13 protein-coding genes are annotated in these 11666 nt (G+C 42.5%); 12 read left to right on the top strand and 1 reads right to left on the bottom strand.

Translation table 11 applies throughout. The features are described from left to right. The first annotated feature begins 5 nt into the window (after window positions 1-5). The 11 genes from atpA to ACV7NC_RS10800 all read left to right on the top strand — a co-directional run bounded on the left by atpA (window position 6) and on the right by ACV7NC_RS10800 (window position 10190). On the top strand, window positions 6-1547 hold the full coding sequence (gene atpA / locus ACV7NC_RS10750) for a F0F1 ATP synthase subunit alpha (RefSeq protein WP_458152573.1): 1542 nt from the start codon (window positions 6-8) through the stop codon (window positions 1545-1547). A 2-nt stretch (window positions 1548-1549) separates the two neighbouring features. Continuing rightward, a complete protein-coding gene (gene atpG / locus ACV7NC_RS10755) occupies window positions 1550-2434 on the top strand; it encodes a F0F1 ATP synthase subunit gamma (RefSeq protein ID WP_458152574.1) in 885 nt (294 codons plus the stop codon). Between the two features lie 29 nt (window positions 2435-2463). Further along, the gene (gene atpD, locus ACV7NC_RS10760) at window positions 2464-3843 is read left to right on the top strand and encodes a F0F1 ATP synthase subunit beta (RefSeq protein WP_458152575.1); all 1380 of its coding nucleotides are present in this window, start codon (window positions 2464-2466) and stop codon (window positions 3841-3843) included. Between the two features lie 15 nt (window positions 3844-3858). Then, complete coding sequence (locus ACV7NC_RS10765) at window positions 3859-4281, top strand: F0F1 ATP synthase subunit epsilon (protein WP_458152576.1); 423 nt, start codon at window positions 3859-3861, stop codon at window positions 4279-4281. 105 nt (window positions 4282-4386) lie between these two features. Then, on the top strand, window positions 4387-5778 hold the full coding sequence (gene glmU, locus ACV7NC_RS10770) for a bifunctional UDP-N-acetylglucosamine diphosphorylase/glucosamine-1-phosphate N-acetyltransferase GlmU (protein WP_458152577.1): 1392 nt from the start codon (window positions 4387-4389) through the stop codon (window positions 5776-5778). Window positions 5779-6020: 242 nt separating this feature from the next. Continuing rightward, the gene (locus tag ACV7NC_RS10775) at window positions 6021-6749 is read left to right on the top strand and encodes a YebC/PmpR family DNA-binding transcriptional regulator (RefSeq protein ID WP_458152578.1); all 729 of its coding nucleotides are present in this window, start codon (window positions 6021-6023) and stop codon (window positions 6747-6749) included. Window positions 6750-6773: 24 nt separating this feature from the next. Further along, window positions 6774-7292 (top strand): crossover junction endodeoxyribonuclease RuvC, encoded by a 519-nt coding sequence (gene ruvC / locus ACV7NC_RS10780; RefSeq protein ID WP_458154914.1) that lies wholly within the window; start codon window positions 6774-6776, stop codon window positions 7290-7292. Then, entirely contained in the window at window positions 7289-7873 is a 585-nt protein-coding gene (ruvA, locus tag ACV7NC_RS10785) for a Holliday junction branch migration protein RuvA (RefSeq protein ID WP_458152579.1), read from the top strand. The genes ruvC and ruvA overlap by 4 nt, the downstream gene beginning before the upstream one ends. A gap of 23 nt (window positions 7874-7896) precedes the next feature. After that, a complete protein-coding gene (gene ruvB / locus ACV7NC_RS10790; protein ID WP_458152580.1) occupies window positions 7897-8943 on the top strand; it encodes a Holliday junction branch migration DNA helicase RuvB in 1047 nt (348 codons plus the stop codon). A gap of 21 nt (window positions 8944-8964) precedes the next feature. After that, a complete protein-coding gene (locus tag ACV7NC_RS10795) occupies window positions 8965-9402 on the top strand; it encodes a hypothetical protein (RefSeq protein ID WP_458152581.1) in 438 nt (145 codons plus the stop codon). A 116-nt stretch (window positions 9403-9518) separates the two neighbouring features. After that, window positions 9519-10190 (top strand): Bax inhibitor-1/YccA family protein, encoded by a 672-nt coding sequence (locus tag ACV7NC_RS10800; RefSeq protein ID WP_458152582.1) that lies wholly within the window; start codon window positions 9519-9521, stop codon window positions 10188-10190. Between the two features lie 17 nt (window positions 10191-10207). Here ACV7NC_RS10800 and ACV7NC_RS10805 read toward each other — a convergent pair whose 3' ends face one another. After that, a complete protein-coding gene (locus ACV7NC_RS10805; RefSeq protein ID WP_458152583.1) occupies window positions 10208-10516 on the bottom strand; it encodes a hypothetical protein in 309 nt (102 codons plus the stop codon). Between the two features lie 323 nt (window positions 10517-10839). On the opposite strand from ACV7NC_RS10805, the gene coxB reads away from it, so the two are divergent. Next, the gene (gene coxB / locus ACV7NC_RS10810; protein WP_458152584.1) at window positions 10840-11655 is read left to right on the top strand and encodes a cytochrome c oxidase subunit II; all 816 of its coding nucleotides are present in this window, start codon (window positions 10840-10842) and stop codon (window positions 11653-11655) included. The last annotated feature ends 11 nt before the right edge of the window (window positions 11656-11666 follow it).

An 11666-nucleotide genomic window follows, 5' to 3' on the forward strand; every position in this document is an offset into this window, starting at 1 on the left:
ATAATATGCAGTTAAATCCATCCGAAATCAGTGAATTGATTAAGAAAAGGATAGAAGGACTAACAGATACAGCGGAAGTCCGAACGCAGGGTACGATAGTTTCTGTAACCGATGGTATTGTTCGCATCCATGGTTTGTCGGATGTGATGCAAGGTGAAATGCTGGAGTTTCCAAATAATACTTACGGATTGGCATTGAATCTGGAAAGAGATTCTGTGGGTGCGGTTATTTTAGGTGCTTACGAACATATCCGTGAAGGTGATACGGTCAAATGCACGGGGCGTATTTTAGAAGTTCCTGTGGGGGAAGGTTTGCTGGGAAGAGTTGTTAATGCTTTGGGTCAGCCAATCGATGGCAAAGGTCCAATTACAGCGGCAAGATCAGAACCAATCGAAAAAATTGCTCCAGGCGTAATCTGGAGACAATCTGTGGATCAGCCAGTACAAACTGGGTTGAAATCAGTGGATTCGATGGTGCCAGTTGGACGTGGTCAACGCGAATTGATCATTGGAGATCGTCAGACAGGTAAAACCGCAGTGGCGATAGATGCGATCTTGAATCAAAAAGGGCAAAATATGCTCTGCATATATGTTGCTGTAGGACAGAAAGCATCATCAATTGCCAATGTGGTTCGTAAATTGGAAGAGCGCGGAGCAATGGCGTATACAATCGTTGTGGCGGCGACTGCTTCGGAATCAGCGGCAATGCAATTTATTGCTCCGTATTCAGGTTGTACTATGGGCGAATATTTTCGCGATAGAGGACAGGATGCACTCATCATTTATGACGATTTGACTAAACAAGCATGGGCTTACCGTCAAATTTCGTTGTTGCTAAGGCGCCCGCCAGGACGGGAGGCTTATCCTGGAGACGTATTTTATCTCCATTCGCGTTTACTTGAACGGGCAGCTAGGGTTAGCGCAGCTTATGTTGAAAAGGAAACGAATGGTCAAGTGAAGGGAAAAACTGGTTCATTGACAGCTTTGCCAATTATTGAAACGCAAGCAGGTGACGTAACAGCTTTCGTTCCTACAAATGTAATCTCTATTACCGACGGACAGATCTTTCTTGAAACTGATTTGTTTAATGCTGGCATAAGGCCTGCAATTAATGCGGGTGTTTCTGTTTCACGTGTGGGTGGTGCAGCACAAACAAAAGTAATTAAAAAACTGGGTGGCGGTATACGGTTGGCGCTAGCACAATATCGGGAACTTGCTGCATTTGCTCAATTTGCTTCGGATCTGGATGAAGCGACTCGCAAGCAGCTTGAGCGTGGAAAGATGGCTACCGAACTGATGAAACAACCTCAGTATGCAACGCTCAGCGTATCCGAAATGGCGCTAACATTGTATGCGATCAATAATGGCTATTATGATGATGTTGAAGTAAATCGGGCTTTGGCTTTTGAAGCTGCCTTGAAGGGCTATATTCGTGCTCAGCACGGCGCAATTTTAGATAAAATCGAGCAGAGCAAAGAGCTGGATGCCGAGACCGATAAGGCTTTAGCAGCAGCAATTCAAGAATTCAAGCAAAGTGGAACATATTAGCAATGGCTGGTAGCAGAGAAATACGAAATAAAATAAAGAGCGTTAAAAATACGCAAAAAATAACGCGCGCCATGGAAATGGTAGCCGCGTCCAAAATGCGTAAAGCTCAAGATCGTATGAAAAAAGCAAGACCGTATGGTGAAAAGATTCGTAATGTCGCCGCACATATGAGCGGAGCGAATACAGAATATCGTCATCCGTTTCTGATCGAACGTGACACAGTTAAACGTGTCGGGATCATTGTCGTTACATCTGACAAAGGTTTGTGCGGTGGCTTGAACACTAATGTACTGCGTAAAGCTCTTAATCAGATGAAGCGTTGGGAAGCCGAGGGAGAGCAAATAGAAGTGTGTTGCATTGGCAATAAAGGCTTAGGATTTATGAGTCGAATTGGTGCAAATGTAATTTCACAAGTTGTAGCGCTAGGAGATACCCCCGATATTGCGAAGTTGATTGGAGCAGTCAAGGTTGTGCTGGATGGGTATACTCAAGATCGTTTTGACCGCGTATTTATTTTTTATAATCGCTTTGTCAATACAATGAAGCAAGAGCCAGTTATGGAACAGTTGCTTCCACTGACCGATGAAAGAATGCAGGGTGCGGACTCAGCCAACGATAAACCTAAATCTTCATGGGATTATATTTACGAGCCTGAAGCAAAACCAGTGATAGATGATGTAATGGTTCGTTATGTCGAAGCTTTGATTTATCAGGCAGTGGCTGAAAATATGGCATCAGAGCAATCAGCCCGAATGGTGGCAATGAAAGCGGCATCGGATAATGCCGGTAATGTTATCGATGAACTGACTTTAATATATAACAAGTCGCGACAGGCAGCAATCACGAAAGAATTATCCGAAATTGTCGGCGGTGCTGCAGCCGTTTAAAAATTTTTGTATTAGTTTAGGGAACAACAATGAGCCAAGGAAAAATTGTACAGTGCATTGGTGCAGTAATTGATGTGGAGTTTCCGCGAGAATCTCTTCCGAAAGTATATGATGCATTGATTATGGAAGGATCAGAACTAACGCTTGAAGTACAACAGCAATTAGGCGATGGAGTGGTGAGAACAATTGCGCTCGGTTCTTCCGATGGTTTAAGACGTGGAATGATAGTCACGAACAGTGGAAAGCAAATTTCAGTTCCAGTAGGCGCCAAGACATTAGGGCGCATCATGGATGTGTTGGGACGGCCCATTGACGAGATGGGTGATATTGGCGCAGATCAGCAAATGTCAATACACCGGGAAGCGCCTGCATTTGATGAACTCTCCGCTTCAACCGAATTATTGGAAACTGGTATTAAAGTGATTGACCTGATCTGTCCATTTGCTAAAGGTGGTAAAGTAGGGTTGTTTGGTGGTGCGGGTGTAGGTAAAACCGTCAATATGATGGAATTGATCCGAAATATTGCAATTGAGCATAGCGGCTATTCGGTATTCGCAGGAGTAGGAGAGCGAACTCGTGAAGGTAATGACTTCTATCATGAGATGAAAGACTCAAAGGTTTTGGATAAGGTTGCATTGGTTTACGGGCAAATGAATGAGCCACCCGGCAATCGTTTACGCGTTGCTTTAACTGGCTTGACAATGGCTGAAGCATTTCGTGACGAAGGAAGAGATGTTCTGTTTTTCGTAGATAATATCTATCGCTACACCCTCGCAGGAACTGAAGTATCCGCACTGCTGGGACGTATGCCTTCCGCTGTAGGTTATCAACCGACATTGGCCGAAGAGATGGGACGTTTACAAGAACGGATTACTTCAACTAAAACTGGGTCAATCACCTCGATTCAAGCGGTATATGTACCGGCGGATGATTTGACAGATCCGTCACCAGCAACAACATTTGGTCACTTAGATGCAACAGTTGTGTTATCGCGGGATATCGCTTCGTTAGGTATTTATCCGGCGGTTGACCCGCTTGATTCGACGTCACGGCAATTGGACCCGCAAGTGGTGGGAGAAGAGCATTACAATACCGCACGGTCCGTACAGCAAACTTTGCAACGCTATAAAGAATTACGCGATATTATTGCGATTTTGGGTATGGATGAATTGTCTGCCGAAGATAAACTAACTGTTAGTAGAGCGCGGAAAATTCAACGCTTTTTATCTCAACCATTTAACGTGGCAGAAGTATTTACCGGATCACCAGGGAAATATGTATCATTGAAAGACACGATTAAAGGTTTTAAAGGGATTGTAGAAGGCGAATATGATGACTTGCCTGAACAAGCTTTTTATATGGTTGGCAGTATCGAAGAAGCAGTCGAGAAAGCTAAAACACTTCAATAATTTTCGAGTGATGTAATGGGAACAGTATTTCATCTGGATATTGTAAGCGCTGAAGAATCTATTTATTCCGGACCAGTGGAATTTTTGGTTGCACCAGCTCAAATGGGTGAAGTGGGTATTTATCCACGACATACACCACTATTGACTAGAATTAATTCAGGCATGGTTCGTATCAAAGCGCAACTAAAAGATGAAGAATTGGTATATGTATCTGGAGGTGTGCTCGAGGTGCAACCGGATGTGGTAACTATTCTTGCAGATACTGCGGTGAGAAGCCACGATCTGGATGAAGCCAAAGCGATTGAAGCGAAAAAAGCTGCTGAAGAAGCTATGAAAAATCGGGAATCCGAACTGGATTATGCGAAAGCACAAGCGGAATTGATAGAGGCTATGGCGCAGTTAGCGGCGATTGATAAGTTAAGAAAACGTAGACATTAAAAATTAGCTACTTTTATTAAAAAGGCGACTTTGGTCGCCTTTTTTGTTTCTATCGTATACCAGTGATTATAGAATAGATACTTTCGTTCATATGTAATGAAGATAATGAGTAAGTTACAGGAGACTACTATAAAAATTAACGTCGTAGTGCTTGCAGCCGGTGCCGGAAAACGAATGCACTCTTCGCTGCCAAAGGTTTTACACGAAATTGCTGGGCGTTCGTTGCTACAGCACGTTGTCGACACAGCGCAATCGATAAGACCAGAAAAAATATGTATCGTCATTGGCCACGGAGCTGCACAGGTCAAAGAATCATTAACTTCTGCGGAAATAAGCTGGGTTAATCAAGCTCAGCAACTTGGAACTGGACATGCGCTTTTGCAAGCGTTGCCGCATTTAGATGCGGATGGTATTACGTTGGTATTGTACGGCGATGTGCCTCTAATTAGTCAAAATACACTAGAGGAAATGATTCTTGCATCAGCGGGCAAGTATGTGACGCTCCTTACGGCAACATTTACAGATCCATTTGGTTACGGAAGAATTGTTCGAGATCCGGCTACTTCAAAAATCTTAGCGATCGTTGAACAAAAAGATGCCACGCAGAAACAGCAAAAAATTTGTGAGATTAATACAGGTATTATGATGATACCGAACTCTCTTTTACATTCTTGGTTACCGCAGCTAAATAATAATAATTTGCAGAAGGAATATTATCTAACAGACATTATAGATTTTGCGGTCAGAGATGGTCTCGATATAAAATCAATCGAGGCAGAGAAAAAATGGGAGGTTTTAGGCGTTAACAGCAAATTGCAGCTTGCTGACCTTGAACGGATTTATCAGAAAAATTGTGCTTTGAATTTAATGGAAAAAGGTGTGAGATTGCTGGATCCAGCTCGAATTGATATTCGAGGAGAACTGCAGTGCGGCTCAGATGTTTCAATTGATATTAATTGCATTTTCGAGGGCTCTGTAACTCTTGGTAATTCAGTTCAGATTGGCGCGCACTGTGTTTTAAGAAATGTCATGATTGCAGATGGTGCAATTATTCAACCTTTCTGTATGATCGAAGACGCGGAAATTGGAGCGGAATGTAGAATTGGCCCTTATGCAAGGATTCGCCCGGGTACAAAACTTGAAAGCCAAGTACATATTGGAAATTTCGTTGAAGTAAAAAATAGTCAAATCGGAAGATCAAGTAAAGCTAATCATTTAAGCTATATAGGGGATTCCACAGTTGGTCATAATGTCAATATTGGGGCGGGTACCATAACTTGCAACTATGACGGCGCAAACAAATATCGAACGATTATTGAAGACGATGTATTTATCGGCTCTGATACACAATTGATTGCGCCTGTAAAAATAGCTAAAGGCTCAACAATTGGTGCCGGATCAACAATTACTAAAGAAACACCGGAAAATCAGCTTACCTTGTCAAGGTCGAAGCAAGTCACAATTGCTAACTGGAAGCGTCCTACAAAAAAGAAATAAAACACGGCGCACAAATTATCCGAGTAAGCTGCACTAATACATATAAGTAAGAAGCAAAAAAGCGAAAGCACTTCCAAAATCTCAAACAAGTCTTAACTGCGATTTCAATTAGAATAGTATAAATTTACACTAACAGAGTGATCTACAATTTTCAATTCAATAGAAATAGCGATGTGTGCACAAATCAGCAAGCAATTGGGCTTATTGGTGATTATTAATTATTAATTTAAGGACAAATAGCAATGGCTGGCCATAGTAAATGGGCGAACATCAAACACAAAAAAGCCGCACAAGATGCCAAACGTGGCAAGGTGTTTACCAGGCTTATCAAAGAGATAACTGTGGCGGCAAGAATGGGCGGCGCAGATCCGGAAAGTAACCCACGGCTACGTTTAGCAGTTGATAAAGCATATGACCAAAATATGCCCAAAGATAATATCGAACGGGCGATTAAACGTGGTAGCGGGGCTCTCGAAGGGGTGGATTACGAAGAGATTCGCTACGAGGGGTATGGCATAGGAGGAGCTGCTGTCATGGTAGATTGTATGACGGATAATCGAGTTCGCACGGTTGCAGATGTTCGCCATGCTTTTACTAAATATGGCGGTAATCTGGGAACCGATGGCTCAGTTAGTTTCCTATTTAAACATTGCGGTCAACTTATTTTTGCCCCCGGTACCAATGAAGAGGAACTCATTGACGCAGCGCTTGAGGGGGGGGCCGAAGACGTCCTCAGCAATGAAGATGGCAGTATCGAAGTTATTACTGCGCCTTATGAATTTATTAATGTGAAACAAGCGTTGGAAAAAGCGGGATTCAAGGCGGAGCATGCCGAGGTGACGATGAAGCCAAGTAGTGAAGCGTTGCTAACTGGAGACGATGCGGTAAAAATGCAAAAACTGTTGGATGCTTTAGAGAATCTTGAAGATGTTCAGAATGTTTATACTACAGCCATGATGAATCTGGACTAATTGTCAGTTTAGATAGGTGAAAAAATTCGTATTCTCGGGATAGATCCAGGTTTGCGCATCACCGGTTTTGGAGTGATCGAGAAAAATGGCAATCAATTGATTTATGTCTGTAGCGGAAGTGTTAGAACCTCAGAAGACGATTTACCATCGAGACTCAAAGAAATTTTAGATAATATCCGTGATGTGATTGAGCAGTATCAACCGAATCACGTTGCAATCGAGCAAGTCTTTGTCAATCTTAATCCTAAGTCCACACTTTTGCTGGGTCAGGCGCGAGGCGCTGCTATTTGTGCAGCTGTGTCGAATAATTTGAAAGTGGCAGAGTATACTGCATTGCAAATCAAACAGGCAGTTGTTGGAAGGGGGCACGCAAGCAAAGATCAGGTGCAGCAAATGATAATGCGCCTACTGAATCTTACCGCCCATCCTAGCCCCGATGCTGCTGATGCTCTGGCATGTGCGGTGTGTCATGCGCATGGGGGGCTTGGTTTAGGCAAAATTTCAACAACAGGATATCGTATGAAACGGGGGCGGTTAGTTTGATAGGACGTCTGACTGGGGTATTGATTGAGAAACATCCGCCGCAGGTTTTGTTGGACGTGCACGGCATTGGCTATGAAATCGATGTTCCAATGAGCACTTATTATGATTTGCCGGCGAATGGGGTGGAAGTGACACTTTATACACATCTGTCGATCCGTGAAGATATGCATTTGTTGTTTGGTTTTGCGACGGAATCGGAACGGCAGGTTTTTCGGCAGTTGATAAAGGTGTCCGGTATCGGAGCAAGAACAGCGCTTGCGCTCTTATCCGGATTAAGTGTTCGAGATCTGTATCAAGCTGTTAGCGTTCAAGATAGCGCGCGTTTAATAAAAATTCCTGGGATAGGGAAAAAAACTGCGGAGCGGTTATTATTGGAGTTAAGGGATAAGCTTGATTCTGAAGTAATCGGAACGGATACTATACCTTCGTCATCGAGAAACGGTAACGATCTGCTAAATGCATTGTTATCACTGGGATACAATGATCGGGAAGCAAATTGGGCTATCAATCAAATTGCACCAGAGCTATCACTTACGGACGGAATTCGCCAAGCACTGCAGTTACTATCCAAGGAAAAGTGACTTGATTCTAATGAGATTGAGACATGATTGAAGTTGATCGGTTAATTACCGCAACGCCTGTATCCTCACAGGAAGAAGTTCTAGAACGAGCGCTTCGTCCTAAGCAATTACAAGAATATATTGGACAAGAGAAGATTCGCGAACAATTGCAAATTTTCATCGAAGCTGCAAAAAAACGCCATGAAGCTCTCGATCATGTGCTGCTGTTTGGCCCGCCTGGGCTCGGGAAAACAACCCTTGCGCACATAATTTCAAAAGAGATGGGAGTTAATCTACGGCAAACCTCCGGTCCGGTTCTGGAGCGTCCGGGTGATTTGGCTGCTTTACTGACCAATCTCGAACCGAACGATGTATTATTTATTGATGAAATTCATCGCCTTTCCCCAATGGTTGAAGAAATTCTTTATCCAGCGTTAGAGGATTATCAATTAGATATCATGATAGGAGAAGGGCCGGCTGCTCGGTCCGTTAAACTGGATCTTCCTTCTTTTACACTGGTGGGTGCTACGACACGGGCAGGAATGCTTACAAATCCGTTACGTGATCGATTTGGGATCGTATCTCGATTAGAATTTTATAGCGCGGAAGAGCTTTGCAAGATTGTAATGCGATCGGCCGGATTGCTGAATGTAAAAATTTCAGCGGATGGCGCATTTGAAATAGCTCGACGCTCGCGAGGGACTCCGCGAATAGTAAATCGTTTGTTGCGCCGTGTCCGTGATTATGCGGAAGTGAAAGCAGACGGAAATATATCACGCGAACTGGCTGATGCAGCCTTATTTATGTTGGATGTCGATGCAATCGGCCTGGATGTGATGGATCGTAAATTGCTGCTGACAGTTTTAGAGAAATTTGAGGGAGGTCCTGTGGGTGTTGATAATCTGGCTGCAGCCATCGGTGAGGAACGAGATACGATTGAAGATGTGCTTGAGCCTTATCTGATACAGCAAGGATTCTTGAAACGGACATCCAGGGGCCGTGTGGCGACTGCAGCGGCTTTCAAGCATTTCGGTTTCGTGATTCCAGCCAATGGTGCAATAAGTAATCTTTGGGGAAACGATCCTCAATAATTTTTGACATAGTAATAGTATATGCAAGTTCATACACTGCGTTTTGTTGTAGCCGTATTGTTAACATTGGTTGTTATGCTGTTTTTTTATACCAGCCGGGAGAAAGATTACTATAGTAAAAGTGCGGAACCTGCAATCAAGCAGATACTCACTGAAATTTCCAGTTGGGAAAAACAAGTTTTCTTACATCATCTGGCACCAGAGGCCAAACAATCGATCAACGATAACGAATTGGATAAATTGATGGACTTCTATCGTGGTTTTGGTCGGCTTCATTCGATTGATGAACTTAATTTTTCACGAACAATCAGCGCTTTTTCGTTGATTGGGGAAAAGCGTATAAATTACTCTGGTGAAGCGACATTTGACTCTGGATTAGCGAGTTTGAATATTACTTTAATCGAACGTGGCGGGTACTTCCTTGTCTATAATTTTGCTTTGGCGAAGGCAGTCAAGTAGTAGTTGCGATAAATAACGACAAAATTCATGATATTATCGCTTGAACTATATCGCAGATATAGTAGTCTTATTTGCCATTAAAGTCGTTCGTTTTTTAATTTGGAGGCGATATCACAATGAACCAAAATTTCTCTTCAGTAGCTCAAAGCTCTTCATCGGCAATAGCTACTAATAAAGTTTTACGTAACACCTATATGTTATTGGCAATGACACTAATGTTTAGTGGATTTACTGCTGCAATTTCAATGGCATTGAAAATGCCGCCTATGACTTATTTGATTTCGGTCATCGGTGGTATGGTGATTGCGATGTTTGTTTTGCCGCGATTTGCCAATTCACCGTCTGGCATCGGAATCGTTTTTCTGATAACAGGTCTTCTGGGATTTGGTTTGGGTCCCGTATTGACAATGTATGCTTCATTGCCGAATGGTGGCAATATCATCACGCTGTCACTAGGAGGCACGGGTGTTATATTCATGGGCCTGTCCGCGTATGCGTTGGCTACTAGAAAAGATTTTAGCTTTTTGGGCGGTTTCTTGATGGTAGGTTTCTTGTTGGTACTTTTGGCGGCGTTGGCAAATATTTTTCTGCAAATACCGGCAATGTCACTGATGATATCGGCGGTGGTTATCATGATAATGAGCGGCTTCATTCTTTACGATACAAGTCGCATCATTCATGGCGGTGAGACCAACTATGTATTGGCAACAATCGGTTTGTACATGACAATTTTTAATATCTTTATTAGCTTGCTGCAAATTTTAGGCATCATGAATAACGATGACTGATGATTAATGCTTAGTTATTACCGAACAAAACCCCGGCTTGCCGGGGTTTTGTTTTTATTCGCTAACCACAGTTGCTCGACAGGGTGAATTGAAATGGATTGGATGCAAATTGTTTCAGCTTTGGCTTTGGTGGCTTTTATTGTGCTTCTGTTGCCGTCAGCACGTGCGATGGTAAATAATAGTCCGAAGGGTACAGCATCCGACTGGATAAGCTTTATTATTCCAATTGCTGCAGTAATTTTGTTTATCATGCTTTTAATAAAGCTGGTATGAGCTGAATATTTATTGAGTTGTAAGACTAATATTAATTGGTTTTCGATAGTCATTTATAACAATACCATTTTGTAAACATGGGAATATTGCTATAAAAATCATGATTTTCCCTTGTTTGAGTAACTGCGGCATGCTAGAATTTCTATTCGATTAATTAGCATGTAGAAGTGTTCTATAACTAATAAAATCTAAGTTGCGGATAAAAAGGAAATTCGGCCAAGGAAATGAAATTATCGTCAATCATGGTGTGGTTTTAACGAAACAGGATTCTGGCGTATGACTTCCGTGAGCTGGCTGAACAGGGTAAGCGTTCAGGTTTGTAGCGTTCTAAGTCGTACCTGAAATCTGTAAAATTAGTAATCATGTGGGGGGAAATATGAGAAGTAAATCAGCAGCAGCCCTGGCGGGGGTATCCGCTCTCGCTTTGTACTCAAGTATGGCGGTAGGGTCCAAATATAATTTGCCCGAACCTCAGAGTGTAATAGCGAAAGATATCTATGATCAGCATATTATGCTGTTGTGGATATGTTTGGTTATTTTTATTGGTGTGTTCGGTGTTATGTTTTATTCAGTACTAAAACACCGCAAGTCGCTTGGTTATAAAGCGGCAAATTTTCATCATAGTACTGCCGTTGAAATTGTTTGGACAGTAATACCTTGTCTTATTCTTTTAGTAATGGCATGGCCGGCAACAAAAACCGTTATTGCGATGAAGGATACTTCAAGTCCTGATATAACTATTAAAGCAACTGGATATCAGTGGATGTGGGGGTATGATTATTTGCAAGGTGAAGGTGAAGGTATTAGTTTCTTTAGCAAGTTATCCACTCCGCGGTCGCAGATAGAAAATAAAGCGCCTAAAGGGGAAAATTATTTGCTCGAGGTGGATAATCATGTGGTTGTGCCTGTAGGTAAAAAAGTGCGGGTTATCTTAACAGCAAATGATGTGCTTCATGCATGGTGGGTGCCGGCTTTAGGAATTAAGCAGGATGCAATTCCTGGTTTTATACGTGATACATGGTTTACTGCAGATAAACCTGGTATTTATCGTGGACAATGCGCTGAGCTATGCGGTAAAGATCACGGGTATATGCCGATTGTGGTTGAAGTGATGGAAGCAGGTGAATATAGCAAATGGGTAGCAGCAAAATCATCTGCGGTAAAAACATCAATGCATGTAGAAAACAAGTAAAAGGAGATTAA

This window comes from Nitrosomonas limosa (assembly GCF_054188085.1).